The 26,546-nt window shown below is 71.9% G+C and carries 22 protein-coding genes; 7 read left to right on the top strand and 15 right to left on the bottom strand.

The genetic code is table 11. The features are described 5' to 3' along the window. Nucleotides 1-24: 24 nt before the first annotated feature. From fxsT to KBX34_RS16415, 5 genes are read right to left on the bottom strand one after another with little or no spacing between them, the layout of a single operon-like run. A complete protein-coding gene (gene fxsT, locus KBX34_RS16435) occupies nucleotides 25-3,894 on the bottom strand; it encodes an FxSxx-COOH system tetratricopeptide repeat protein (protein WP_210925699.1) in 3,870 nt (1,289 codons plus the stop codon). Further along, nucleotides 3,891-5,162: a TIR-like protein FxsC gene (locus KBX34_RS16430; RefSeq protein WP_210925698.1), complete on the bottom strand. Its 1,272-nt coding sequence runs from the start codon at nucleotides 5,160-5,162 to the stop codon at nucleotides 3,891-3,893. Before KBX34_RS16430 ends, fxsT begins: the two co-directional genes overlap by 4 nt. Beyond that, nucleotides 5,159-5,818: a TIR-like protein FxsC gene (locus KBX34_RS16425; protein WP_158240881.1), complete on the bottom strand. Its 660-nt coding sequence runs from the start codon at nucleotides 5,816-5,818 to the stop codon at nucleotides 5,159-5,161. Before KBX34_RS16425 ends, KBX34_RS16430 begins: the two co-directional genes overlap by 4 nt. Nucleotides 5,819-5,864: 46 nt before the next feature. Then, nucleotides 5,865-6,689: an AAC(3) family N-acetyltransferase gene (locus KBX34_RS16420; protein ID WP_307871416.1), complete on the bottom strand. Its 825-nt coding sequence runs from the start codon at nucleotides 6,687-6,689 to the stop codon at nucleotides 5,865-5,867. Then, on the bottom strand, nucleotides 6,673-8,946 hold the full coding sequence (locus KBX34_RS16415; protein ID WP_307871415.1) for an FxsB family cyclophane-forming radical SAM/SPASM peptide maturase: 2,274 nt from the start codon (nucleotides 8,944-8,946) through the stop codon (nucleotides 6,673-6,675). Before KBX34_RS16415 ends, KBX34_RS16420 begins: the two co-directional genes overlap by 17 nt. Before the next feature lie 404 nt (nucleotides 8,947-9,350). Between KBX34_RS16415 and KBX34_RS16410 the strand changes: the two genes are divergently transcribed. Continuing rightward, nucleotides 9,351-9,599, top strand: coding sequence for a DUF2277 family protein (locus KBX34_RS16410; RefSeq protein WP_088946765.1), 249 nt, complete (start codon nucleotides 9,351-9,353; stop codon nucleotides 9,597-9,599). A 65-nt stretch (nucleotides 9,600-9,664) separates the two neighbouring features. On the opposite strand, the gene KBX34_RS16405 is transcribed toward KBX34_RS16410, so the two are convergent. Together KBX34_RS16405 and selD are read right to left on the bottom strand one after the other, a co-directional pair. Beyond that, nucleotides 9,665-10,144, bottom strand: a complete 480-nt coding sequence (locus tag KBX34_RS16405) for a hypothetical protein (protein WP_088946764.1) — start codon at nucleotides 10,142-10,144, stop codon at nucleotides 9,665-9,667. A gap of 251 nt (nucleotides 10,145-10,395) precedes the next feature. Continuing rightward, on the bottom strand, nucleotides 10,396-11,385 hold the full coding sequence (selD, locus tag KBX34_RS16400) for a selenide, water dikinase SelD (RefSeq protein WP_210792261.1): 990 nt from the start codon (nucleotides 11,383-11,385) through the stop codon (nucleotides 10,396-10,398). A gap of 195 nt (nucleotides 11,386-11,580) precedes the next feature. Here selD and KBX34_RS16395 point away from each other — a divergent pair, with 195 nt between their 5' ends. From KBX34_RS16395 to KBX34_RS16380, 4 genes are all read left to right on the top strand, one after another. Then, nucleotides 11,581-12,336 (top strand): amino acid ABC transporter ATP-binding protein, encoded by a 756-nt coding sequence (locus KBX34_RS16395; protein WP_210792259.1) that lies wholly within the window; start codon nucleotides 11,581-11,583, stop codon nucleotides 12,334-12,336. 57 nt (nucleotides 12,337-12,393) lie between these two features. Then, a complete protein-coding gene (locus KBX34_RS16390) occupies nucleotides 12,394-13,329 on the top strand; it encodes a glutamate ABC transporter substrate-binding protein (RefSeq protein WP_099851352.1) in 936 nt (311 codons plus the stop codon). Nucleotides 13,330-13,408: 79 nt separating this feature from the next. Beyond that, on the top strand, nucleotides 13,409-14,065 hold the full coding sequence (locus KBX34_RS16385; protein ID WP_099851350.1) for an amino acid ABC transporter permease: 657 nt from the start codon (nucleotides 13,409-13,411) through the stop codon (nucleotides 14,063-14,065). Between the two features lie 43 nt (nucleotides 14,066-14,108). After that, a complete protein-coding gene (locus KBX34_RS16380; RefSeq protein WP_099857129.1) occupies nucleotides 14,109-14,981 on the top strand; it encodes an amino acid ABC transporter permease in 873 nt (290 codons plus the stop codon). A gap of 379 nt (nucleotides 14,982-15,360) precedes the next feature. On the opposite strand, the gene rny is transcribed toward KBX34_RS16380, so the two are convergent. From rny to KBX34_RS16340, 8 genes are all read right to left on the bottom strand, one after another. Beyond that, nucleotides 15,361-17,127, bottom strand: coding sequence for a ribonuclease Y (gene rny / locus KBX34_RS16375; RefSeq protein ID WP_210792257.1), 1,767 nt, complete (start codon nucleotides 17,125-17,127; stop codon nucleotides 15,361-15,363). Nucleotides 17,128-17,697: 570 nt separating this feature from the next. Then, the gene (locus KBX34_RS16370) at nucleotides 17,698-18,456 is read right to left on the bottom strand and encodes a 3-keto-5-aminohexanoate cleavage protein (protein WP_210925696.1); all 759 of its coding nucleotides are present in this window, start codon (nucleotides 18,454-18,456) and stop codon (nucleotides 17,698-17,700) included. Between the two features lie 30 nt (nucleotides 18,457-18,486). Beyond that, on the bottom strand, nucleotides 18,487-19,176 hold the full coding sequence (locus tag KBX34_RS16365; RefSeq protein WP_210792250.1) for a regulatory protein RecX: 690 nt from the start codon (nucleotides 19,174-19,176) through the stop codon (nucleotides 18,487-18,489). A gap of 14 nt (nucleotides 19,177-19,190) precedes the next feature. Then, a complete protein-coding gene (gene recA, locus KBX34_RS16360) occupies nucleotides 19,191-20,237 on the bottom strand; it encodes a recombinase RecA (RefSeq protein ID WP_053656326.1) in 1,047 nt (348 codons plus the stop codon). Nucleotides 20,238-20,420: 183 nt separating this feature from the next. Further along, complete coding sequence (locus KBX34_RS16355; protein WP_030489422.1) at nucleotides 20,421-20,621, bottom strand: DUF3046 domain-containing protein; 201 nt, start codon at nucleotides 20,619-20,621, stop codon at nucleotides 20,421-20,423. A gap of 5 nt (nucleotides 20,622-20,626) precedes the next feature. Beyond that, a complete protein-coding gene (locus KBX34_RS16350; RefSeq protein ID WP_210925695.1) occupies nucleotides 20,627-22,018 on the bottom strand; it encodes an MFS transporter in 1,392 nt (463 codons plus the stop codon). 228 nt (nucleotides 22,019-22,246) lie between these two features. Beyond that, complete coding sequence (locus KBX34_RS16345) at nucleotides 22,247-22,951, bottom strand: UdgX family uracil-DNA binding protein (protein WP_210925693.1); 705 nt, start codon at nucleotides 22,949-22,951, stop codon at nucleotides 22,247-22,249. A gap of 298 nt (nucleotides 22,952-23,249) precedes the next feature. Beyond that, entirely contained in the window at nucleotides 23,250-24,590 is a 1,341-nt protein-coding gene (locus KBX34_RS16340) for an aminotransferase class I/II-fold pyridoxal phosphate-dependent enzyme (RefSeq protein WP_210925691.1), read from the bottom strand. A gap of 36 nt (nucleotides 24,591-24,626) precedes the next feature. On the opposite strand from KBX34_RS16340, the gene KBX34_RS16335 reads away from it, so the two are divergent. Both KBX34_RS16335 and leuE read left to right on the top strand, forming a co-directional pair. Beyond that, nucleotides 24,627-25,868 (top strand): bifunctional pyridoxamine 5'-phosphate oxidase family protein/GNAT family N-acetyltransferase, encoded by a 1,242-nt coding sequence (locus tag KBX34_RS16335; RefSeq protein ID WP_210925689.1) that lies wholly within the window; start codon nucleotides 24,627-24,629, stop codon nucleotides 25,866-25,868. Further along, on the top strand, nucleotides 25,868-26,539 hold the full coding sequence (leuE, locus tag KBX34_RS16330; RefSeq protein ID WP_210925688.1) for a leucine efflux protein LeuE: 672 nt from the start codon (nucleotides 25,868-25,870) through the stop codon (nucleotides 26,537-26,539). The genes KBX34_RS16335 and leuE overlap by 1 nt, the downstream gene beginning before the upstream one ends. Nucleotides 26,540-26,546 lie beyond the last annotated feature (7 nt).

The following is a 26,546-nucleotide window of genomic DNA, read 5'->3' as shown; positions in this document are numbered from 1 at the left end:
CCCACCCCGCCGGACCAACCCCGGTCAGATCGTGTGCGGGTCGATCACCCGGACGACGAACCGCCGCTCACGCAGGGTCTGCACCGTCGGATGCTCCGGGCCGATCACCTCGGCCAGCCGGTCCGCCACCGCGCCGACGTCCTCGGCGGGGGCCTCGCCACCGGCCCGCCTCGACACCAGGGAGAGATCACCGCGGCAGCGCAGCGTGTCGGGGTGATCCGCGCCGATCACCGTGGCCAGGCGATCGGCGGTCTCCCGCAGTCGCTCCCGCGCCGAGTCCCACTCCCCCTCCTCGGCGAGGCACACCGCGTGGTTCACGTCCGCGGCAAGGGTGTGCGGGTGGTCGGGGCCGAGCACCTTGCGCAGCTCGCCGGAGGCCCGGGCCGCCGACGCACGGGCATCCGACCTGCGCCCGAGCGCGCGCTCGGCAGCGGAGATGTTGCTCAGCGTCGCCAGCGTGTGCGGGTGCTCCGCGCCGAGGCGCAGCTGTTCCTCGTACGCCTGGCTCACGGCGGTCATCTCCGTGAACGCCCTGGCCGCGTCGCCTACGGCCAGCAGGTTCGCCGCGCGGCTCGACCGGGACGCCACCGTGTCCGGGTTGTCCGGTCCGAAGCGTTCGTCGAGCTCGCGGTAGGCCGTCTCGAACATCGGCGCGGCCTCGGCTCCCCGGCCGGCGCTGCGCAGGGACACCGCCAGGTTGACCTGCGCGGCGAGACTCTGGCCGTCGTCCGGCCCGAGCACCTCGCAGTACGTGTCGTACACGGTGCGCAGCAGGGTGACCGACCTCTCGTACTCACCGGCTTCCCGCAGGTCGCTGCCCAGACGCACGGCGGAGACCAGGGTGTACGGGTGGGTGGGGCCGAGCACCAGCCGCCGCCGCTGGTGCACCTCGTCGTCCCACCTGCGGGCGGACCGGTAGTCGCCGACCAGCCGGTAGGAGACGGCGAGGTTGTTGGCCGCGCTCAACGTCCGGGGGTGGTCCTCGCCGAACACCTGGAGCCAGGAGGCGTACGTGGACCGGTCCCGTTCCAGCGCCTCGGCGTACCGGCCGAGCGCGCGCAGGTCACCGCCGAGGCTGCCGGCGGTCATCAGACTGTGCGGGTGCATCGGGCCGAGCAGCCGGCGTTGCTCGGCCAGCACCGCCTCGTCCAGGTCCCGGGCCTCGTCGAAGCGGCCCAGGCTGCGAAGGATGTTCGCCCGGTTGAAGCGCAGGTGCAACAACTGTCGACCCAGCGCGGACGCCTCCACCTCTTCGTGCGTGTCGCCGAGCCGGGCGGACCAGGTCTCGTCCACCTCCTGACTGAACCCGTCGGCCTGGTCCAGACCGCCGCGCTGCCACAGGTAGCGAACCCGGTCGATGAGCAGCTGACACACCGACTCGTCGGGGCAGTTCAACGCCTCGGAGACCTCCAGGTGCGGCCAGAGCATCCGCAGCCGGGGCCAGGTGGTCGGGTCGTCCACGTCACCGCGGGGCCGGGACGCCGCCAGCACCAGGTGCACCTGGTGTCGGGCCGCGTCGATCTCGTCATCGGTCATCCGGTCGCGTACGACCGCCTGCAACAACCGGTGCACCTGGACCCGGCCGCCCTGGACGTCGAGTTTGAGCAGGGCGAGCCGGTTGATCTGCTGGACCAGCGCACCGCGGACGAGCCGTTCAGACACCGACGGGTCGAACGGCACGAGGGCCGCCGCCATCTCGTCGCTGTAGATCAGCTCCAGCGCGATCTCCGGGGCCAGCACCGAGCAGAGCTGCAACAGCCGGTACGCGGCGGGCGCCTGGTCGAGCAGCCGGTTCAGCGACAGGTCCCAGGTCGCCTCGACGGAGAGCGCGCTGGGGCCGTGCCGCTCGATCTGTCGCAGGTAGTCGGCGACCGACGTGCCGGTGTCGGCCAACCACGCGCCGGCAGCCGCCACCGCGATCGGCAGGTCGCCGAGCGCCTCGGCCACCCGGTCGGCCTCCTCCGCGCTGATCGTGGGCACCCGCTGGGCGAGGTGCGCGACGCTCTCGGTGCGGTTGAAGACGTCCACCTGGATCGGGTTCGCCCGGTCACCCCAGGCGCGGTTGCGCGAGGTCAGCAGGACGTGCCCCGGGCCCTGGGGCAGGAAGGGCTCGATCTGGTCGAGCTCCTCGGCGTTGTCGAGCACGACGAGCCACCGCTCGTACGGCTCGCCTCGGCCCAGCACCTGCAACACGGACCGGACCGTGTCGGGCACGGTCGGCCCGGCGAGGATGCCGAGGCGGCTGGCGAGGTCGGCCAGGGCGGTGTCGACGAACTGCGGCGGGTCCGCCACGATCCACCAGACCACGTCGTACGCGGTCTTGTAACGGTGCACGTACTCCAGGGCCACCTGTGTCTTTCCGACGCCGCCCATGCCCTGGAGGGCGACCGGCAGCACCACCGCGCTGCCCCCGCTCTGCAGTTGCGCGCGCAGCTGGGCCAGGTCGTCCTCCCGGCCGGTGAACCGGGCATTCCGGTTGGGGGCGTTGAAGATCAACGGTTCGGTGCCGGGAAAACGGGTGCTCCCGCCCGCCGGGCCGTCCGCAGACGACGGCACCGGCCGGCCGACCAGCCGCAACACCCGCTCCACGGCGGTCGCCGCGCTCACATTGACCAGGTTGGTGGAGCTCTGGGAGGGGAACTCCGCCAGCGGGCGCAGGTCGGCGACATACACGGCGAGCGCCGTGGAACCGGTGCTGGTGTCCCGGTCCGGCAGACCGCCGGACGGCGTTGCCACGTAGGCCGGCGAGACCACTGTCAGCGTGCGCGGCGCGGGCGTGCCCGCGGACCCGACGGCGGCGGTGGGCTCCACCACCCGCAACCCGGCCGAACTGAGCACCCGCTCCAGCCACTCGGCCCAGATGGCGTCCTCCGGCGCACACCGGAGCACGATCTGGTCGTCGATCGCCTCGGTGCGTCGACGGAAACGGGCCTTGCCCCGCTCCCGCACCGACTCGTCCATCAGCGGCAGCGCGGTCACCGCGCCGTCGGTGAGGATCCCCGTCAACGTCTCGAACGCGGCCAGCAGAGACGTCGGCGAGCCGGGCGGGTCCCCGAACGTCGCCAGTGTCTCCTCGTACGCGTAGAACGGCCGGTACGGGACCTCGACGGCAGCCCAGTAGCGCCGCCGTTCGGCCTCGGTCATGCCCGCGGGCAACCCGGCGAACCGCCGCATGGCCAGCAGACGACCCGCCTCGGCCCGCTCCTTCTCAGCCTGGTCGACGCGCATCGGCACCGGCAGGACGCGGATGTCGCGCCGCCGGTACCTGTCGCGTACCGAGTGCGCCACCCGGGCCGCGCCGTCGATGCCCTGGTCACTGAGCGTGAAACAGTCGACCAGCGTGTCCGGAAGGTGCAGGGTGCAGATGTCGGCGACGTCGCTCAACCCTGTCCGGCTGTCGATCAGGGTGAAGTCGTACTGGCGCTTCATGTCCGCCCGCAGCGCTTCGAAGAACTGCGCACCGCCCAGCCGGTTGTAGAAGTTGTCCCAGTCCAGCCCGCTCACCGAGACGGCGTAGTCGCTGTTCTGCCGGCCCGCGGAGAGGAAGTCCAGACCCCCGCCGTCGGGGAAGTTCCAGCGCAGCGAGAAGGCGTGCCGCCCGACCCGGGCGTACTGCTCCATCCAGCGGTCCGGCCGGTCGTCGACCCGGGTGGTCTCCCACTCGTAGTCGCGGATCATGTCGATCACACCGCTGGTGCCCTGGATCGCCTCGGCGTCGAGGAACGGGTGGAAGAAGCGGTGCAGGCCGGGTGACTCGAGGTCCCAGTCGGCGACGAGCACCCGCCGGCCACTGGCCGCGAGGATCCAGGCCACATTGGCCAACGCCATCGTCCGGCCCGTCCCACCCTTGAACGAGTAGAAGGTGACGACCTGGCCTTCGCGATCGTTGTTCATCGGTTTTCTCCGTGGGGACGCAATGGTGCCGGATCGTCAGGCGTGGACGTGGGATCGGGGGTGACGGTCGAGCCGGCCGGCGGCAGGCCGTCACGCAGGCTCGGCACCGGCTCCGGTGGCGGTTCGAAGGGAACCACCGGGCCGTACTTGAGGAACTGACGGCGAGCCTCGGTGACCAGCGCCGGCATCAGGTCGACGAACTCCGGCATGCTGCACGCCCGCTTGACCTGGGGCAGGCCGGCGTCGTGCAGCAGTTGCGTCACCTCGGTCGCCCACCGGCTGGCGTCCTGGGTGTCGTCGTCGTCGGTGACCACCAGTGGAACCACCCACTCCCGCAGGCCGTGCAGCTGGCTGGCGAGCATCGCGGCGGCGTCCGGCGAGGCCGCGATCCACGGGTCGACAAGCAGCACGGCCGGTCGGCGATCGAGCAGCCCGGCGGCCTGCGCGAAGTCCGCCGTGCGGGCGGACAGCCCGAGCCGCTCGGCGGTGCTGGCCGCGTACTCGGCGGCGGGCAACTCCTGGCGGCGCCCGTACGGTCGCCACAGCCGGCCGCTGGCCGCGTAGCCGGCGGGGTCGCGATCGGTCGGCAGGTGGTCCCGGGTCGGCGCCAGGACGGCGACGACGAAGTCCGGGTCGGTCGGCCCCGGGCGGACGACCTCGTCGAGGCCCGGCGCGCGGGACGGGCCCAGCGGTCGCCGCTCGGCGGTGTGCACGATCCGGCTGGCCAGGCGGCTCAGCAGAAGCTCGTACTGTGCCCGGTAGGAGGCCAGCATGCAGAACGCCCGCAGGCCGTCCTCGGCGTACGCCGGGACGTCCCGGCCCAGGTCCAGGGCGCCGTCCAGCTCCGGATGCGCCTCCCACGGTGGGAACGGGATCCACAGCACCGGGGTGAGGTGGCCGGCGGTCAGCCGGGCCGACCCGGCGGCGGTCAGCCGGGCCCGGAAGGACTCCTGCTCCCCCAACGCCCACGGGCGACTGAAGTAGCCGGGCGAGTAGAGCGGAACGAAGACCTCGGCGTCGCCCAGCGCCTCCGCGAGAGCCGCCTTCCAGTCGGCACCCAACGGGATGTGCTGGTCGAAGAAGCCGATCCGCATCCCCGCCACCGGTCGCGCCTGGCGCCGCACCTCGTCGGACAGGTCGGCGAAGAACTGGCCGACCCAGACGTCGGCGTCGGCGCGTGCGCCCGGCGGGGGCGCCGAGTGGGCGTAGCTGAGGAAGAAGTACGTCCCGCGCGCTGCCGGTCGGCGCCGGTCCGTCGGCGGGCTCATCCCGGCTCCTCGGTGAACCGGTTGCACAGCTCGTCCACGCTCGCCGGCACCCAGGGCTGCACCACGTACGACCGGTGGATCGCCACGATCCGCTGGGCGAGCCGCCAGACCACCGCCCGGTACGCGTTCTCCCACTGCATGGTCAGCAACCCATAGACCCCATCCCGCTGGTAGTGCACCGCGATGTCGGGATCCGGCACGGCGGTCGGGGTGAACCGTTGGATGTCGCGGAGCACCCGGGGCAGCGCCGTGCCGTTCGTCGGCGACCAGGTGACCGGCACGATGGCCGTCTCGTGGGGCGAGGCGGAGCTGTGCCGCGGGACGATCGTCCGGCGGGAGAACGCGTCCCACTCCCGGCCGCACCAGTCACTGCCGAGCAGCGCGCTGGACACCAGCGGGACGAAGACCTGGCAGGTGCCGGCGGCCTGGAGCAGCTCCGGGCTCCACCGTTCACCGCCGGCGATGGAGCTGTCCAGAAAGCCGGCGTCCACTCCGGTCACCGGGCCGACCAGCTCACTGACGTGGACGGAGAGGTCCTCGAAGAACCGGGAGACGTACTCGGCGGGTTTGCCGGTGGCGCGGCCGACCGGGGCCCGGGAATAGCTGATGAAGAAGAGCGGGGCGCGCAGTCTGGAGGGTGCGTCCACTGTGCTCACCCCTCCGCCCTCCCCACGCGGCCGGAACATCAGCGTAGTCCCCGCGTCAACGCTGCGCCGCCAGGCGATTCGCGGCGAACCAGCCGACCGCGAAGTCCACGGCGGCTCGTGCCGGCAGCAGGCGAGCCTGGGCCCGCCCGACCCGCCCGTGCCGGACGATCGGTGTGCCGTCGAGCGCGGCACCCACCCGGGGAAAGTCGCTGTCGTCCAGGTCGAGCCCGCGGAAGTCGAGGCGTACGCGGCGGCCGTCGACGAGCCGGAAACAGTGGTAGTCGCGCTCCGGCGTCGGCACCGGCAGCCGGTACTCGGCCAGGTGCAGGGCGCTGCACGCCTCGTAACCGAGGCCGAGCAGCAGGATCTGCCCGTCGGCCGCGTACAGGCCACCCACCGGTGAGCGTTCTCCCAGGTGGCAGGTGAGGTCGTGGCCGCCGGTGAGCTGCCGGGCCCGAGGGCCGAGCGCGGCGAACGAGGTCTGCGGATGGTCACTGCGCACCGCACCGGGGGCACAGCGGACGTACTCGGCGAGCACGCCCATCCGCTGCGAGGGCGTGGTCTGGCGGTCCCAGCCCGGCAGCGCCGCCTCGTACCGCTCGCGTTGCGCCCGGTCCATCCCGGCGACGGCCGCCAGGTGGGCCCGGGAGGTGGTCGAGTTGCCGTCGGTCTGGGTGGGCACCAGCAGCGTGCCGGCCGGGCCGAGGACGTCCCGCAGGGCGCCGGCGAGGGTCGCGGGGCCGTGCTCCAGCGGGCCCACCCGGCGCAGACCGCAGTGCACCAGGAGGCACACACCCGGGCGTACGCCCAACGCCCGCAGATCGTCGGCGAGGTGAGGGCGGCCCAGGGCGGGCGGATGACGTTCATCGGGACCCGACACGGGTCTCCTCCAGGGCGTGGCGCAGCTGACCGACGAACCGCTCACCGGCCGCGGTGAGCGACCGGCTGGCCAGCAGCGCGTCGGCGCCGTCCCGGGTCCACGCCAGGTAACGGGCGGCGTGCGCCGACGCTTCCCCGCCCTCGGTCGCCGCCCGGGCCCGCCACACCTGGGTGACGGCCAGGTGGGCGTACACCCCCTGGAGGACCCCCTCGGGTGGCCGCGGGTCGGGGCGCCACGGCACCGTGATCCGGGGGCTGTGCCCGGGTGCCACCAGGTCGTACCGGTCGAGCACGGCACCGAGTTTCGCGTGCTGCCACTCGTGCACGAGCAGCACCGCCATCGTCTCCGGGTCCGGATGGGGGGTGACGGCGACCGCACCGAACGCGTGCCGGGCGGTCGCGCTGCGCAGTGGTCGCGCCGGGTCGGGTGCCAACGGCACGACGGCGCGCAGACCGCCGTCGAGCGCCGCCGCGTGCGCCGGCACGTCCCGGCGCACGATCTGCCAGGCCTCGACCAGGGTACGGCCCAACGCCTGCGCGGCCGGGGTGTCCAGGCGCGATGCCACCGGCTGGCCGTAGCAGTCCCGGTACGGGTCGCCGTCCTCGATGGACAGCCGGCCAGCCGGCGTCGGCACGTCGCGCACCGGTCGCCAGCCGGCCGACGGCTCGACAGTGTCGAGGAGGACGGTCCGGTCCGCCGACCCGCCCCGAACCCGGAACCCACCGGGCAGGACTGTCACCTCGGCGCGCTCCCCCAGGCCGGGCAGCAGCAGGCTGCCGAGCGTGGGCACCGTGATCGCGTCGGCCCGCACCGGGACGTCCACAGTGACGGGGACGCCCACCCGGACGGCCGCGGCGACGGCGAGGGCCGGCAGGGGGTCGGCAGCCGCGCGGGCGCCGGACCGGGCCGACGGGTCGAGGCGGTGCACCAGCCACGGGCGGACGAAGGGGTGCTCCAGGACCGCTCGGACCGCCTCCGGCGCCTTCAGCTCAAGGTCGGCGAGCACCTCCCAGGCGGCCGCACTGTCGGACAACTCCCGACAGGCCGCCAACAGCATCCGGGTGATGGCCAACTGGTCGTCGGCGAGTCGTCTCACGGTCTGCGGCGACCCGTGCCCGGTCGCCAGGTCGTCCAGCAGGTCGTCGACCGGAGAGGCGGCGGACCACAGGCTCGGCGCGGCGCGGCCGGGCGCCGGGTAGGCGTCCACAGTGTCGATCAGGCTGAGCAGGTCGGCGCAGTAGACCGAGGGGTTGTCGAAGCCGGAGCCGGTGCGCCAGCGGTGGGCGTACAGGCCTCCGCCGCACCGGTCGACCACCGGGCAGGCCCGGCAGGTGGCACAGAGCCCCTGCACGCCGTCCTGTCGGATGGCCACCCCGGGATGCCGGGCGGCCTCGTCCACCGAATGGTCGAACACGTCGAACCCGGTGCCGGCCGCGCCATGGTATGCCGTCTTCAGCGAGTCGACCTGCTCCCAGGTGCCGTCGGCCTCGACCACCAGCACGTCGGCCGGCGCGAGGCCGAACGCCTCGGTGCCGCCGCCACCCGGCATCAGCGCCTCGAACAGCCGGATCGACCCGGGGCGCCCGTCATCCACCCACCGCCGGTGGATCCGCCCCAGCCAGTCCGCGTACGGGGTGGAGCCGGGGCCGGGACGCTCCGGTGGGTGGTCCCAGGTGGCGTGGGGCAGCAGCAGGTCGACCCGGGGCGGGCTCTCGGCCAGCAGCGCCTCGTAGACCCGGTCGGGATCGTTGCGGACGTCGACAGTGCAGAGGATGCCGGCGTAGCTGCTGCGGTACGCCGGTCGCCGGAGCAGGGCCAGGGCCCGGCGGACCTGGCCGTGGCTGCTGCCGCCGTGGGCGAAGACCCGGTGGCGGTCGTTGGCGGCACGGTCGCCGTCGAACGACACACCGACCCGCACGTCGTAGTCGACGAGCAGTTGGCACAGCTCCTCGTCGAGCAGCACACCGTTGGTCTGCATGCGCAGGTCGAGCCGCGTCCACGGGGTGATCGCCGCCCGCAGCTCGGCCAGCACCTCGCGCAGCCCGGCGGCACCCAGCAGCAGCGGCTCACCGCCGTGCAGCACCACGTGCACGTCCGGCACCTCGTGCTCGCGGGCGTGCTCGGCGATGCGCTGTGCGGCGGCGCGGACCGTCGCCGGTGGCATCCGCACCGGTCGGCCCCGCCAGGTCTGGTCGGCGTGCTGGTAGACGTAGCAGTGGTCGCAGCTGAGGTCGCACCGACTGTGCACCTTCAGCACGAACTGGCTGATCGGCCGGCAGGATCCGCCCGTTCCGGGCGCACCGCACCGGCAGGCCATCGCTCAGATGGACGAGTTGAAGGCGGCGACGGGCACGCTGCCGGACGGCACCGATTGGCCCGCGACGACGCGCCTGCGGATCGCCTCGATCAGATCGGCGTGCTCGACGGCGATCCGATCCAACGGGGTGTGCAGGCTGCGTGCGAGGTCATCTGGGTCGGGACGGGGTGAGCGGGTGGGGGCATGGTCCACAATGAGTCTCCGGGGGCCCGGGGCGCTGGGGGCGCGAGCGGCGAGAATGGCTCGAAAGGCTCTGGTCCGTGACCAGGATAGACAAATATCGACCCAGTGTCACCGTCGGTACAGCCATCGGCACCACGAGTGGCAACCCGAGAGGAGCGCACATGTGCCGGAGCATCAAGACCTTGCGTGAGCCGTTCACCCCGCAGGTGACCGACGCGGACGTCGAGGCGGCGGCGTTGCAGTACGTCCGGAAGATCTCTGGCTTCCGGGCGCCCGCCGCGCACAACGCCGCCGCGTTCGACGCCGCGGTGGCCACCGTGGCCGAGGCGACCCGCACCCTGCTCGACCAGTTGGTGGTGCGGGGTGCCGGCTCGGGCACCCCGGACCGGCAGGCCACCGCCTCCCACTGATTGCCAGCCCTGTCCGACGGACCGGCGCGGCACCCCGGCCGACCGGGACCTGACCCTGGAGAGGGTCAGGCCGCGGCGAGCGCCGGGGCGACCGTGTCGGGCGCCCAACGTGAGCGGTGACACTGCGACCAGCCCCGGCAGCCCGGGTCGCCCAGCGTGCAGAGCCGCCACCTGCTGAGCACCTCACCGTCATCGGTGTCCCGCACGTCGAAGTGCACCGGACGGACCGTGCCGTCCGGAGCCACGAGCAGGTGCCGGCCCGCGTCGAGCGTGTCGTCGCGCAACAGGCAGTTGCGGCCCAGCAGTCGTGCGAGCGCGGCGATGCTGGCGTGCTCGGGGAGCTGATCGGGCACCCCGTAGCAGTCCACCACCGTCGCGAACTCGCCCGGCGCCTGCCAGACGTCACACACCACCGCGTACGCCGGCAACCGGGCCGGGTCGGCCACCGCCAGCGGCATCACCACCCGGCCAAGCGCCTCGGCCAGCGCCGGGTATACCTCCACGGGTTGAGCCCCGTCGATTCTCCAGTTCCACAGCTCGGTCATTCCGCCTCCTCGCTGCGTTCGTCCCCACCGGCCTCCGAATCGGGCCTTACACACGATGGTGGGGGGCATTTGACCCCAGCCGGGGGCAAGTTACCGGTCTGTGACCATTCCGGGCAAAATTTCCCTGAGCGGCATTGCTCGGAGTAGCGGGAAGGTGACAGTTTATCGGGTATGGTGCCCGATCCGCACCATCGCAGCCGCGTGTCCGACGACCACAACCGCAGGTCGAACGATGTGCCGGCCGGGTTCGGTCAGCGCAGGACGACGAGGTGCTCGCCCCGGGGCAGCAGCTCGCCCACCACTGGCGCGCCGGGCACCTCTCCGGCCACCAGCAGGCCGCCGGAGGTCTGCGCGTCGGCCAGCAGCAGCCGTTCGTCCTCGCCCGCCGCCCCGAAATCGGTCCACGGGGTCACCCACTCCAGGTTGCGCCGGCTGCCGCCGCTGACGTGGCCGTCGCGCAGCGCCTCCCGCGCCCCCGCCAGATAGGGCACCCGGGCCGTGTCGATGGCCACGGTGACCTGGCTGGCCCGGGCCAGTTTCGAGGCGTGCCCGAGCAACCCGAACCCGGTCACGTCGGTGCCACAGCGGATGCCGGCGGCGACCGCCGCACGGGCGGCGTCCCGGTTGAGGGCGCTCATCGTGGCCACCGCCTCCGGGAAGCTCTCACCGGTGGTCTTGTGCCGGGTGTTCAGCACACCGACCCCGAGGGGCTTCGTCAGGGACAACGGCATCCCAGCCCGCCCGGCGTCCAGGGTGATGAGCTCGTCCGGCCGGACCGTGCCGGTAACCGCGAGGCCGTACTTCGGGCCGTCGTCGTCCACGCTGTGCCCACCCGCCAGGTGGCAGCCGGCCTCCCGGGCCACGTCCTGCCCTCCGCGCAGGACCTCGCCGGCCAACTCCATCGGCAGCACGTCGCGCGGCCAGCAGAGCAGGTTGAGCGCGATAAGCGGGGTGCCGCCCATCGCGTACACGTCGGAGAGCGCGTTAGCCGCGGCGATCCGACCCCAGTCGTACGCGTCGTCGACCACCGGGGTGAAGAAGTCGGCGGTGCTGACCAGGCCGGTCCGCTCGTCCAGGCGCACCACCGCCGCGTCGTCGCCGTGATCCAGCCCGACCAGCAACTCGGCGGTGCCGGTTGCCGGGCCGAGACCGGCCACCATGATCTCCAGCTCGCCCGGCGGGATCTTGCAGGCGCAGCCGCCGCCGCGGGCGTAACGGGTCAGCCGTACCGGTTCGGTCATCCACCCATGATCGCGACAAGGCGCCACGATCGCCACCGTTGTGGCCCTTACGGTGACCAGAATCGGACGACCGAGGCCGATCACGGCCGGTGTTACCGCTCCGTGACCCGCTGAGTTGCATTCCGCCACATCAGGCCGCCTACAGTGGCCGCACCGGGGGTCAACCGACCCCGATCCGGGAGATGACAGGGGACGGTGGACGACGTGACGACGGGCGAACCGCTCATCGTGCTGGACGCGGTCAACAAGTGGTTCGGGCCGCTGCACGTGCTGGACGACGTCTCGCTGTCGGTGGGTCGGGGCGAGGTGGTCGTGGTGATCGGCCCGTCCGGCTCCGGCAAGTCGACGCTGTGCCGCGCCATCAACCGACTGGAGCCGATCAGTTCCGGCACCATCACCTTCGACGGCCAGCCGCTTCCGGCCGAGGGCAAGCCCCTCGCGAAGCTGCGCAGCGAGGTGGGGATGGTCTTCCAGTCCTTCAACCTCTTCGCGCACAAGACCATCCTGGAGAACGTCACCCTCGGCCCGATCAAGGTCCGCAAGGAGAAGCCGGCCGCTGCCCGCGAGCGCGGCCTGGCCCTCCTCGACCGGGTCGGCATTGCCAACCAGGCGGACAAGTTCCCCGCCCAGCTCTCCGGCGGTCAGCAGCAGCGGGCGGCCATCGCCCGGGCGCTGGCCATGCAGCCCAAGGCGATGCTCTTCGACGAGCCGACCAGCGCGCTGGACCCGGAGATGGTCGGCGAGGTGCTCGACGTGATGACCTCGCTGGCCAGCGACGGCATGACGATGGTCGTGGTCACGCACGAGATGGGCTTCGCCCGGCACGCGGCGAACCGGGTCATCTTCATGGCCGACGGCAAGCTCGTCGAGGACGCGTCCCCGGCCGAGTTCTTCGAGAACCCGCGCAGCGACCGGGCCAAGGACTTCCTCTCCAAGATCCTCACGCACTAGGCGTCCGTAGTGGAGCATGCCGAACCTTGGTGGGCTCCGTTGAAGAAGGAGAAAAGTATGCGTATGAAGCGCGTGGCGGCGGTCGCCATGATGGCCTCCCTCGCCCTGTCGGCCGCGGCCTGCGGCAAGGAGGGCGAGCCGACCCCGAGCGCGGGCGGAAGCGCCTCCGGTGGCGCCCAGTCCGACACCTGCCAGGCCTCCGGTGCGACCTTCACCCCGAAGACGGACGCCGCTGTCGCCGGCAGCCCGACCTTCGAGAAGATCAAGACGGCGGGCAAGGTCTCGGTCGGCGTCAAGTTCGACCAGCCGAACCTCGGCTACAAGGACGCCCAGGGCAAGCGGTGCGGCTTCGACATCGAGATCGCCCAGTACGTGGCGAGCACGCTGGGCATCGACCCGGCGAAGATCGAGTACAAGGAGATCGCGTCCGCCAACCGGGAGACCGCGATCAAGGGTGGTGAGGTCGACTACTACGTCGGCACCTACTCGATCACCGACAAGCGCAAGAACGACATCTCCTTCGCCGGCCCGTACTTCGTCGCCGGCCAGGACCTGCTGGTCCGCAAGGACGAGACGTCGATCACGGGCAAGGACAGCCTCAAGGGCAAGAAGGTCTGCTCGGCCACCGGCTCGACCCCAATCCAGAAGATCCGGGACGAGGGACTGACCGAGGCGAACAACATCGTCGAGTTCAAGACCTACTCGGAGTGCGTCTCGCAGCTGCTCGACAAGAAGGTCGACGCCGTCACCACCGACGACGCCATCCTCAAGGGCTACGCGGCGCAGAGCCCGACCGAGCTCAAGGTGGTCGGCCAGCCGTTCAGCACCGAGAAGTACGGCATCGGCCTGCCGAAGGACGACAAGGCGCTGCGCGATTACGTCAACAACCAGATCGAGGCGTCGTTCGGCAACGGCACCTGGCAGAAGATCTACGACGGAACGCTCGGCAAGTCCGGCTCGGCGGGCACCCCGCCGACCCTCGAGCGGTACTGACCGACCGGCTCGACACGAGTTACGGCGCCGGGCGGGGCTCGTCCCCGTCCGGCGCTCGTCCGAGGACTGAGAGCGAGGCATGGGCGAGTTCTTCCGCGTACTGACGGACAACGGGCAACTGTTCGTTGACGGGTTCACCAACACCGTCAAACTTTTCCTGATCGCAGCGGTCGGCAGCCTCGTCCTCGGCACGCTGCTCGGCGCGATGCGGGTCTCCCCCGTGCCGGCGCTGCGGGCGTTCGGCGCCACATACGTCAACCTGGTGCGCAACACCCCTCTGACGCTGGTCTTCGCGTTCCTCGTGTTCGCGGTGCCGAAGCTGGACGTCAACATCGACTACTTCGCCAGCGCCGCCATCGCGCTGACGGTCTACACCTCGGCGTTCGTGTGCGAGGTGATCCGCTCCGGCGTCAACACGGTCGCCGCCGGCCAGGCCGAGGCGGCCCGCGCGCTGGGCATGACCTTCGGTCAGGTACTCACGCTCATCGTGCTACCGCAGGCGCTGCGGGCGATGGTCCCGCCGATGATGAGCGTGTTCATCGCGATGCTGAAGAACACCACCATCGCCGCCGGTTTCTCGGTCCTGGAGGCCGGCGCGATCCCCGCGTACATGGCTGAGCGGGGCGAGCCACAGTTCGCCGTCCTGCTCTGGATCACCATCGGCTTCCTGATCCTGATCCTGCCGCTCGTGACCCTGCAGCGGTTCCTGGAGCGCAAGTGGAGGATCGCCCGGTGAGTGAGCTTGCGACCCCCGCAGTCGCGAACGAGAGGTGGCTGAGTTGAGCCAGGCGTCGATCCTCTATGACCTGCCCGGGCCCCGCGCCAAACGGCGTAACGCGATCCTGGGCGTGGCCTCCACCGCCGGCATCATCGCCCTGCTCGCCTACATCGGCTACAAGTTCGCCGACACCGGCCAGTTCGAGTCCCGTAAGTGGGAGCAACTGCAGTACGCGTCGGTGCAGCGCGAGCTGCTGGGCGGACTGTGGGCCACGCTCAAGGCTGCCGGCATCGCTGCGATCCTGGCACTGCTCTTCGGGGCGGTCTTCGCCAGCGCCCGACTGAGCGACAAGTGGGTTCTGCGCACCCCGGCCACCTTCGTGGTGGAGCTGTTCCGGGCGATTCCACTGCTGATTCTGATCTTCTTCGGGTACTACGTGCCGCTGCAGTACGGCTGGTCGATCGACAAGCTCTGGGCGTTGGTCATCGGGCTGGTGCTCTACAACGGCTCGGTGCTCGCGGAGATCTTCCGGGCCGGCATCAACGCGGTCCCGTACGGGCAGACCGAGGGGGCGTACGCGGTCGGTCTGCGCAAGAACCAGGTGCTACGGCTGATCCTGCTGCCGCAGGCGGTCCGGGCGATGCTTCCGGCGATCGTCAGCCAGCTCGTCGTGCTGCTCAAGGACACCGCGCTGGGCTTCATCATCACCTACCCCGAGCTGCTCTTCGTGGGTAAGCAGATTGGCGGCCGATTGCCGTTCGGCCTGCCGTACGTGCCGACCTACCTCGTCGTCGGAGCGATCTACATCGCCATCTGCGGTGCGCTGTCCGCCCTGGCCTGGTGGTTGCAGAAGCGGATGGCCCGGACTCCACGGACGGCGGCAAAGGTGCTACCCGCACAGGACGCGGGCGAAGACGCCGCCCGGATGGTGTGACCAGTTGGTCCTGTTTCCGGTCCGCTCAGGACCGGGCGTTGGTATCTGCCGAAGCGGCGCAGGGATGTGACCACAGGTCATCCCCTGCGCCGCTTAGGTACGAGCTGTGGATGTCAGTCGTCCTGGCCCTGCTCCACGCCGTAGCTGGAGATGCTCTTGGTTGCGCCCGAGCCGCACTGAACCTTGGACACGGAGGTCCCTCCGGCGTAGTTGCCGTCACGCACTGGGACTTAGCGCCCCAGGTGTAGGTCCAGTCCCGTGATGCGGTGCAGGGAGCCGCCTGCGCAGGAGTGCTTTCCACCACGACGATGCCCGAGCTGATCGCCGCCAGAACGAGACTTCACCCCAGGTCTCGCCCCGCCGCCCCCTTATCGAGACATCAACGGGCGATCTCGGTGACCCGGGACTCGCGGACCACGGTGACCCGGATCTGACCCGGGTAGGTCAGCTCCTCCTCGATCTGCTTGGCCACGTCCCGGGCCAGCACTGCCGCCCCGATGTCGTCCACGTCGTCCGGCTTGACCATCACCCGGATCTCCCGGCCGGCCTGCATGGCGAAGACCTTGTCCACGCCGAGCTTGCCGGCCGCGATCTCCTCGATCCGCTCCAGGCGCTTGACGTACGCCTCAAGACTCTCCCGACGCGCGCCCGGCCGACCGCCGGAGCAGGCGTCGGAGGCTTGGGTGAGGACGGCCTCGATGGTCTGCGGGGGCACCTCGTTGTGGTGCGCCTCGATGGCGTGCACCACGTCCTCGTGCTCGCCGTACTTGCGGGCCAGGTCCGCGCCGATGATGGCGTGGCTGCCCTCCACCTCGTGGGTGAGCGCCTTGCCGATGTCGTGCAGGAACGCCGACCGTTTGATGATGGGCACGTCCAGTCGCAGCTCGGCGGCCATGATGCCGGCGATGTGCGCGGTCTCGACCAGGTGCTTGAGCACGTTCTGCCCGTACGAGGTGCGGTAGCGCAGGCGGCCGAGCAGGGTCACCAGCTCCGGGTGGATCTCGGTGATGCCGACCTCGACCAGGGCGTCCTCGGCGGCGCGGAGGCAGAGCTGCTCCACCTCCTGCCGGGCCAGGTCGTAGACCTCCTCGATCCGGTGCGGGTGGATCCGCCCGTCCAGCACCAGCTTCTCCAGCGTCAGCCGACCCACCTCCCGGCGGACCGGGTCGAAGCAGGAGAGCAGCACCGCCTCGGGGGTGTCGTCGATGATCAGGTTGACGCCCGTCACCGACTCGAAGGCGCGGATGTTGCGCCCCTCCCGGCCGATGATCCGCCCCTTCATCTCGTCACCGGGCAGGTGTAGGACGCTGACGACGCTTTCCGCGGTCTGCTCGCTGGCGACCCGCTGGATGGCGTCCACCACGATGTGTCGGGCCCGCTGCTCGGCGGTGTTGCGCGCGTCGGACTCGATGTCCCGCACGAGCAGCGCCGCCTCCCGCTTGGCAGACGTCTCGATCGCCTCGACCAGCTCCAGTCGCGCCGAGTCGGCGGTGAGCCCGGCGATCCGTTCCAGCTCCCGGCGGCGCAGCTCCTCCGACTCGGTCAGCTCGGCCTCCCGCTGGGCGAGCGCGGACTCCCGGGCCGCGAGGGCGGCCTTCGCCGCGGTGAGCTGCCGCTCCCGCTCGGCGAACCGCTCCACCTCCTCGGTGTGCATCCGTTCCCGCTCGTCCATCCGGGCGGCCCGGCGCTCCACCTCCGCGGCCTGCTCCCGGGTGGTGGCGGCGAGCACCGCGACCTCCCGCTCACCGCTGCGCCGGGCTGCCGTCCGCAACTGCTCGGCGTCCGCCTCGGCCTGCTTGTGGGCGCGCTCCAGAACGGTGTCCGCCTCGGCGCGGGCGTCGTCGAGGACCCGGCGTGCCTCGGCGCGGGCCGCCTTCGCCTCGGCCTTCGCCGCCGCCGCCTCGGTACGGGCCGCCGCAGCGGCGGACTTCGCCACGTCGATCGTGCTGTTCACCTCGTCGGCCGCGGTCCGCAGGGCAGCGAGGGACTGCTCCTGACGGTCCTTCTCGGCGATGAAGGCGGGATCCTCCGGAGCCGGCGCGGCGCCCATCCGGCGCAGTGTCCGGATGCCCACCAGCACGGCCCCGATCACCACCACCGCGAGGACGAGGACGGCCGCGAGGAGCACGACGTCGAAGGCGTTCATGCCGGGACCCCGTCGGGTCTACCGGTGAACCTGTGCCGCCGCCCCGCCATGGCCGCCTCCCCTAAGGTCGAGACCGCAGCGACCGTGCCGGGGCACACTCCTGCGGCTGTGGACGCCCGACCGGAGCGGCTGGCCGTGGGTAGCTCTCTCCGCCGGCGGTGCCCGCGGGCAACGTCGGCGACCGGGTGCAGTTGTCGCGGCGTTCCGGAACGGCCTGTCCGGAGTTGCCGCCAAAGGCCGCGGAGCCGGCCAAAGTGATGCTGTCTTGTTACGCGATCTATGTTGTGCGCTTAGCCTGCAATGGTCGGGCAATGTGAGCCTGTATGGCGAGGCTAGGTCGCCGGGGGTGCTCTGGTCAAGGACTCATGATCAAACCCCCCGAACGGAGCGAAGTTGCGGTGTCACTCCGAGCTGATGCCGTGTCGGACACGACGGGACAAACACGGCGAGTCACTGGCGCTGATCCGGATGTCGTGCCTGATCAGCGACGGCATCGCCCCGCGCCGAGCCGACTTTTGTGACACCAGCGACCCTGCTGACCCGAACGCCCGGGCTGGTGGGAATCTCAGCTCAGTGAGCGCCGGCGGCCAGCGCGGCGGTGACGAGCGCGGCGTTGCCAGGTGCCGGCGTGCCGTCGGGCAGCAGGAGCGTGTCCTCCAGCCCGATGCGGGTGTGCAGCCCACGGCTGACCGCCTCGGCGAGCACCGCCCAGGTGGCCGGGCCCTCGGCGTGCAGCAGCACCGGTGGCGCCACCGCGTCCTGCGGTGAGCGTGCCGCCGACGGCGATCCGGCGGGCGCCCCCGTCGACGCAGGCAGCGCGGCGAGTATCCGCGCCGCGTCGGCCATCGCGACCGGCGCCTCCTCCGCCATGCACTCGACGAGGATCCGCCCGACCGGCACCCGCCAGGACCGGTACGCCTCGACGGCGTCGAGCGTCCAGAGCCCCACCTCGACGAGCACACCCCGCTCGTGCAGGGCGGCGGCGACGGCCTCGGCACCGGCCTCGTGCGCGTTGACCGAGGCGAAGTCGGGCAGCACCGCCCAGGCTCGGATGGCGGCCACCCGGGCGGCCGGATCCGGCTCGATCCACGCTCCGGTGCTCACCCCCACCGGCAGCCCCGGCCGGGCGGCGCGGATCGCGGTGAGCGCGTCGGCGATGACCTCCGGGCGCAGCGACTCGACACCGGACGCGTCGCGGGGATGGACGTGCACAGCCGCGACGCCGAGCGAGGCGCAACGGGCCGCGTCGGCGGCCAACTCCGCCGGGGTGACCGGCACCGCCGGGTGGGCGTCACTGTTGCGCCCGCCGTTCAGACACGCCTTCAACATCGGACCACCCCACAGCACCCAGCGCGACTCTCAGTCGACCGGACGGTTGTCGCGGTCCAGCTCACCCTCGGCGTCGGCGAGCGCGTCGGCGTCGATCTGCTCGGCGAACTCGGCCGCCTCGGCGCTCTGCGCGGCCAGCGCGTCCTTCACTGCCCGGATCGCCACGCCAGGCGGGTAGCCCTTGCGGGCCAGCATGCCCACCAGCCGACGGAAGATCGCGTCGGGCTCACCTCGGGCGGTGCGCAGCTTGCGCTCCACGAGGGTGCGGGCGGTGTCGGCCTCGGTCTCCTCGTCCAGCTCACCGAGCGCCTCGGTGGCCACCTCGCCGTCCACACCCTTGCGGCGCAGCTCGTTGGCGAGCGCCCGGCGAGCCAGGCCTCGCCCGGTGTGCCGACTGGACACCCAGGCTCGGGCGAACGCGGCGTCGTCGATGATGCCGACCTCGTCATAGCGGTCGAGCACCTCGGCCGACACCTGCTCGGAGATGCCCCGCTTGGCCAACGCTCCGGCCAGCTCGGCCCGGGTGCGTGGCCGGACGGCGAGCTGGCGCAGACAGATCTCGCGGGCCATCTCCGACTCGTCGCGGGGTGGGGACGCCGGTTTGTCCGCCTGCGGCTCGGCCTGGCGGCCCCGTCGAGGACGGGGTGGGTCACTGGCGTCGCCCGTACGAGGCGGACTGGCATCCCAGCCCCGCCCCGTACGAGCGCGTCGTCCTGCCATGGGTCAGCGACCGATCAGAAGTCGACCGGCGGCAGCTCCGGGCCACCGGCGGCGTCACCCGCGCCGACCCCGACGCCGAGCTTCTCCAGGATCTTCTTCTCGATCTCGGCGGCCACGTCCGGGTTTTCCTTCAGGAACTCCCGAGCCTTTTCCTTGCCCTGGCCGAGCTGGTCGCCGTCGTACGTGTACCACGCTCCGGACTTGCGGATGATCGCCTGCTCCACGCCGACGTCGATCAGCGAGCCCTCACGCGAGATGCCCTTGCCGTACATGATGTCGAACTCGGCCTGCTTGAACGGTGCGGCGACCTTGTTCTTCACGACCTTGACCCGGGTGCGGTTGCCGACCACGTCGGTGCCGTCCTTGAGGCTCTCGATGCGTCGCACATCGAGCCGGACCGAGGCGTAGAACTTCAGCGCCCGACCACCGGTGGTGGTCTCCGGGCTGCCGAACATGACGCCGATCTTTTCCCGCAGCTGGTTGATGAAGATCGCCGTGGTGCCGGTGTTGCTGAGCACACCGGTGATCTTCCGGAGTGCCTGGCTCATCAGCCGGGCCTGGAGGCCCACGTGGCTGTCGCCCATCTCGCCCTCGATCTCGGCGCGTGGCACCAGGGCCGCCACCGAGTCGATCACGATGATGTCGATCGCGCCGGAGCGGATCAACATGTCCGCGATCTCCAACGCCTGCTCACCGGTGTCCGGCTGGGAGACGAGCATCGCGTCGGTGTCGACCCCGAGGGCCTTCGCGTACTCCGGGTCGAGCGCGTGCTCGGCGTCGATGAAGGCGGCGATGCCGCCGAGCCGCTGCGCGCTGGCCACCGAGTGCAGCGCCACCGTGGTCTTACCGCTGGACTCCGGGCCGTAGATCTCGACCACCCGGCCGCGCGGCAGGCCACCGATGCCGAGGGCCACGTCGAGCGCGATGGAGCCGGTCGGAATGATTGCGGTCTGGACGACCGGCCGGTCACCCAGCCGCATCACCGAGCCCTTGCCGAATTGCTTGTCAATCTGAGCGAGAGCAAGGTCGAGTGCCTTCTCCCGGTCAGGCCCTGCTGCCATGTTTGCCACCCCTGCCTTCGCCGGCGTCTTTGCTGAGCTTCGCGTCACGCGGACACGCTAGGCGCTAGGTCCGACAGAAAACCAGCCGACGGGCCGCGAGCTGTGGACGAGCACCCAGCTGTGGACAGTAGCCGAACAGGTGTACGACTCGGCAAGCGACACGCGGAAGGGCGAAAAGGCTGCTCAGCGTAGTCGGGCGGGCACTCGATCGGGGTACGCGGCGCAGACCGCCCGCCACACCACGTGCGTCTGCTCCCCCGACGCCAGTGCCTGTTCGATGGTCCGTCCGCCGAGCTGGGACAGCACCTGGTCGCGGGCGATGCTGGCCGCGTAGCCGGGCCCGAACGCCTCATCCAGCCGCGTCCAGAAATCGGTCAGCCGCACAGTGATCAGCCCTCCTCGTCCGGTGCCCCGGTCGGCACCGGGCGCAACGCTAGCGCCACCAGGGGCACCGCGGCGACCGCCGCGAGCAGGGTGAGGACCGGATAACCGGCGAACTGCATGACAAACCCGCTCACCACTGCGGCGGCGGCCCCGGCCAACCCCATGATCAGGTCGGAGAACCCCTGGACGCTCGGCCGCACACCGGCCGGCACCGACTCGGACAGCAACGTCGAACCGGCCACCATCGTCCCCGACCAGCCCAGCCCGAGCAGAACCAGACCCACCGACAGCCGGGGTGTGTGGTGCCCGGCGGTGCCGGCGACCGCACAGGCGGCCAACAGCAGCCCGACCCCACCGAGGATCACCGCCCGCCGGCCGAACCGGTCGGTGAGCCAACCCACCACCGGGGAGAACGCGTACATGCCCGCGATGTGCAGGCTCAGCACGATGCCGACCAGCCGCAGCACGTCGGCGTCGGCGTGCGACTCGCCGAGCCGGACCGGGGTCATCGCCATCACCGCCACCATCACCAGGTGACCCACCGCCACGGCGGCGATGCCGAGCCGGGCTGCGGGCCGCCCTCGTACCACCGACCAGGCCGTCCGCATCCCGGCGGCACGCGGCGCGCGCACCTTGACCGGCGCGGTGGCCGGCGTCACACCAGCGCCGGCCGCCGGCGCCTCGGCCGCCACGGCGGTCGCCGGCGCGTCGGCTGCCAGCGGCGGGCCGGCGGCCGGTGCGTCGGCCGCCGCGAGCCTGCGCGCGGTGAGCAGCGGGTCGGGCCGGAGCAACCCGAGGAGTACGACGGCAGCCAGCACGAACGCCGCCGCGCTGAACGCGAACGGGCCCGCCAGCGGAGGCAGCCCCCAACCGGTGGTGACCCGGTCGGCCAGCGCGGCGAAGTTCGGCGCGGCCACCGCACCGATGGTGGTGGCCCAGACGATGAGGGAGAGCTGCCGGCCTCGACGGGCCGGCTCCGCGAGGTCCACAGCGGTGTAGCGGGCCTGGAGGTTCGCGGCGGTGCCACCGCCGAAGAGCAGCATGCCGAGGAAGAGCAGCGGCACCCAGCGGGTGGCCGCGGCCAGCACCACCAGCACGCCGCCGACGGCACCGATCGCGTACGCCAGCACCAGGCCCGGCCGGCGACCGTGCCGCGCCATGATCCGGGTGACCGGGACGGCGAGCAGCGCGGCGCCGACCACCCCGGCGCTCTGCGCGACACCGGCCACCGCGGTCCCGGCGATCCGTGCCGCGAGCAGCGCGCCCACGGCGATGCCGATGGTCACACCGATCCCACCGATGATCTGGGTGGTGAAGAGCAGCCGCAGGGTACGCCGCTGGATCGACGCGACGTCGGGTCGGGCGACGGTACGCGGCGCGGTCAGGTCGGTCGCCATCGGCGCTCCTCAGGAAGGGATGACCCATCCTCGCGCACCCGCACCGACCAGCGGCAGTGGGTTTTGCCGACAGCAAAACCCACCGCCCGGCGGCCGGCCCGCCCCAGGATCTGCGCAACTTCGGTGAAGTTGCTGTGTCAGCGCGCCCGGAAGCAGCACTTTCCCCGATGTTGCGCGGGCCGTGGTTCTACTCGCGCGGTCGCGGCGGCGGTCGGCAGAGCCGTCGGGCTAATCGGGCAGGGCGCGGGTGACGATGCTGAGGTCGGCGACCAGGCCCTCGTACGCCTTGTCCTGGTCGTCGGCCCGCAGGACGGCGGACGGGTGGATGGTGGCCAGCAGCCGCGCCTGCGGCGCGTCGGCCCGCTTTCCTGCGTTGTCTACCGGCACCTGCTCGAAGTCTGCGGGGTGTTGGGCCGACTCCGGCCAGGGCAGCAGCTCGCCCCGCTGCCGGGTGACCCGGAAGGACGGGCCGAGCAGCGCCTTGGCGGCGGTCGCGCCGAGCACCACCACGATCTCCGGACGCAGGCGGGCGAACTCCGCGACCAACCAGGGGCGGCAGGCGGTGATGTGCGACTGGTCCGGGGTCTGGTGGATCCGCCGCTTGCCACGCAACTCAAACCGGAAGTGCTTAACGGCGTTCGTCAGGTAGAGGTGACCCGGGTCCAGCCCGGCGTCGTCGACCGCACGGCGCAGCAGCCTGCCGGCGGGGCCGACGAAGGGCAACCCCTTCTGGTCCTCCATGTCGCCGGGCTGCTCGCCGACCAGCACCACCCGGGCGCTCTCGTCGCCCCGACCGAAGACCGTCTGCGAGGCGTCCCGATAGAGCTCACAGCCCCGACAGCCGCCGGCCGCGGTCCGCAGGTCGTCGATGGTGTCGGCGTCGGGCGGGATGAACCGCTGGGCGCCCGGGGCGCTGTCGGTCTGCTCAGCCATGCGGACTGTTATATACCTGTTCGATGCTTCGTGCCGGGTACGCCCCGGCGCGGTGTCGCCCGCCGACGCGCGTCAGTACCCGTTGCCGCCGCCGTCGCCGCCGGAAGAGATCGCGATCAGCACGATGACGATGATGATGATCGCCAACGCCACCGCGATCCAGATTCCCTTGCGCGCCCCACCTGAAGCCATGACCCCCACCTCCGGCGGCCCGCATACCCATCCCGTCCGCCCCGAATCACCGCAACCGTGCGCTTTCTGCCGCAACCTGCCGGCCGCGCCTCGGGACGAGGTCTGGTCAGGTGGGGAAGCCCGGCGGCGGGGTGGGGTTGGTGGCGTGGGCCAGGGCGGCGGCCAGGGGTGCCAGGTCGTCGGCGTCCAGGGAGCTGACGGTGACGCGCAGGGCGGGCGGGGCGGCGATCCGGTAGAGGGCGCCGGGGGCCACCGCCCAACCGGCGTCACGCAACGCGGTGACCGCGCTGGTCTCGTCCTGCACCGGCAGCCAGACGTTGATGCCGCTGCGGCCGTGCGCGCTCAGGCCGTGCTCCGCCAGCGCGGTCAGCAGGCCGTCACGCCGCTGCTCGTAGCTCTGCGCCGCCCGCCGCACCAGCTCGTCGACCGTCGGGTCCCGCCAGAGGGCGAGGACCAGCCGTTGCAGCACCGTGGAGACCCAGCCGGCACCGACGCGCGTCCGGCCGGCCACCCGGGCCACAGTGGTCTCGTCGCCGACCAGCACCGCGAGCCGCAGGTCGGGGCCGAAGGGTTTGCTCACCGACCGCAGGAAGGCCCAGCTCGCGGTCGCCCCGGCCAGCGGGTGCAGGGGTACGCGGGCCAGCTCTGCGGCGTGGTCGTCCTCGATCAGCAGCACGTCCCGCCGGCCGGCGAGCAGCGCCCGCAGCTCCTCGGCGCGGGCGGCGGAGACGGCTGCGCCGGTCGGGTTCTGCGCCCGGCTGGTGACCACCAGCGCCCGCGCTCCGGCGGCGAGCGCGGCGGCCACCCCGGCCACCAGCGGACCCTCGTCGTCCAGCGGTACGCCGATCGGGCGCAGCCCCAGCGCGGCGACCAGGTCCAGCAGGTTGGCCCAGCCCGGGTCCTCCACGGCCACCGCGTCGCCGGGACGCAGATGGGCGCCGAGCAGCCGCTCGATGCCGTCCAGCGCGCCGCCGGTGAGGGTGAGTTCCCCGGCCGGTACGCCGTCGGCGCCCAGTCGGGCGCGAGCAGCCTCGGCCAGCTCGGGCAGGACGCCGGCATGGGAGTAGCCGACCGGCGGGCCGGCGTCGGCGGCGAGCGCCGCCAGGTGCGGGCCCAGCGGCGGGAGCAACCGGGGATCGGGTTCCCCCCGGGACAGGTCACGGGCTCCGGGTAACGGGGCGGGGCGCAGCGCGGAGCGGCGGGCGGCCACCGGTGGGCGGGGGCGCACCCGGGTGCCGTGCCGACCGGCGGTGGCGAGCAGACCACGCTGGCGCAGCTCCTGGTAGGCGCGGGCGACGGTGGCCGGGCTGACGCCCAGCTCGGCGGCGAGTGCCCGCACCGGTGGCAGCGCGGCCCCCGGAGGAAGGGCGCCCGTACGGATGCCTGACTCGATGCTGGCCGAAATCTCGACGGCCGTCGTACCACTGAGCTGATAGCGTGCTGACACAAACAGGAGATTGTACTAGAACAAAGGGGCGCGCGCATGTATCCACCCACCGCCCGGACCACACCCCACCGTTCCCGCGACCGGATGAGCTACGACCGGGCCGCCGCACACGCCGTGCTCGACGAGGCGTACGACTGCGCGCTCGGCTTCACCGTCGACGGCCAGCCCCGGGTGCTGCCCACCCTGCACGTCCGCATCGGCGACACGCTCTACCTGCACGGCTCCACCGGCAGCCGGCCACTGCTCGCCGCCCGGGGTGAGGGTCTCCCGGTCTGCGTCGCGGTGACAGTGCTCGACGGGCTGGTCTACGCCCGGTCCCAGTTCCACCACAGCGCCAACTACCGCTCGGTCGTCGCGCACGGCACCGCCCGACTGGTCACCGACGAGCGAGAGAAGCTCGCCATGCTCACCGCGCTGGTGGAGAAGGTCGGCGCGGGACGCAGCACCCAGACCCGCCCGCCCAGCCGGCGGGAGTTGGCGGAAACCGCCGTCTTGGCGTTGCCCCTGCACGAGGTGTCCGTCCGGGCCCGCAGCGGCGGGGTGCGCGAGGACGAGGACGACCTGCACCTACCGCACTGGGCCGGGGTGCTGCCGCTGCGGGTGACCGCCGGGCAACCCGAGCCGGACGCCGGAGTCACCGCACCACTGCCGGCGTACCTGCGGACGGCCCGCACGCCCTGGCACGACCCCGTGACGCTGCACGGCGAGCACGTCCGGCTGGAGCCGCTGGACCCGGCGCACGCAGACGAGCTGCACGCCGCCACCGACGACGCGGAGGTGTGGCAGCACCTCGGCAGCACCCGGCCCAGCACACCGGGTGAGACCGCCAAGGTGATCGGCACCGCCCTGGCCGCCCAGCACCGGGGCGAGCGGGTGGCCTGGGTGCAGCGGTGTGCGGCGACCGGAGCGATGGTCGGCACCACGTCCTACTACGAGATCGATCCGGAGCGGCGCTCGGTGGCGATCGGGTACACCTACCTCGGCCGGCCCTGGTGGCGTACCGGGATCAACACCGAGGCGAAGCTGCTGCTGCTCAGGCGGGCCTTCGACGACCTTGGGGCGGTACGGGTGGCGTGGCACACCGACATCCGCAACGTCCGCTCCCAGGCGGCCATCGAACGCCTCGGCGCGACCCGGGAAGGGGTGCTGCGGATGCACCGGCAACGCCCGGACGGCTCCTGGCGGGACACCGTCCAGTACGCGATGACCGTCGACGAGTGGCCGAACGCACAGGCCACGCTGCGAGAAAGACTTCTGCGGACGGCACCGGTGGCGTGATGATGGCGGGCGTGCTGGGGATCACCGACATCTGGACGTACGTGCTGGGCACCGTGGCCATCATTCTGCTGCCCGGGCCTAACTCACTCTTCGTGCTCTCGACCGCAGCCAAACGGGGTGTCGCGGTCGGCTACCGGGCCGCCGCTGGCGTGTTCGTCGGCGACTGGGTGCTGATGTTCCTCTCCGCCGCCGGGGTGGCGTCGCTGCTCAAGGCGTACCCCCCGTTGTTCATGGTGATCAAGTACGTGGGTGCCGCGTACCTCGGTTATGTCGGGGTGACGATGCTGCTCGGCGCCTGGCGGCGCTGGCGCGACCGCAACGACCCGAACACGCCCCGGCTCATCGACGCCGCGGAGCCGGCGGCGATGCGCAGCCCGTTCCGCAAGGCGCTGGTGATCAGCCTGCTGAACCCGAAGGCGATCCTGTTCTTCATCTCGTTCTTCATCCAGTTCGTCGACCCCGGCTATGCCTGGCCGGCGCTGTCGTTCCTGCTGCTCGGCCTGATCGCCCAGGTGACCAGCGCGCTGTACCTGACCGCGTTGATCTTCGCGGGCACTTTCCTGGCCGCGCAGTTCCGCCAGCGCCGCCGCCTGGCGGCCGGCGGCACCACCGCCGTGGCAGCCCTGTTCCTGGCCTTCAGCCTCAAGCTGGCCACAGCCAGCGCCGGCTGACCCGGCT

The sequence above is a fragment of the Micromonospora sp. M61 genome (assembly GCF_018070245.1).
Lineage (GTDB): Bacteria > Actinomycetota > Actinomycetes > Mycobacteriales > Micromonosporaceae > Micromonospora > Micromonospora zamorensis.
The sequence above is the reverse complement of the archived record's forward strand: the minus strand, read 5'-3'. Positions and strand labels throughout refer to the sequence as shown.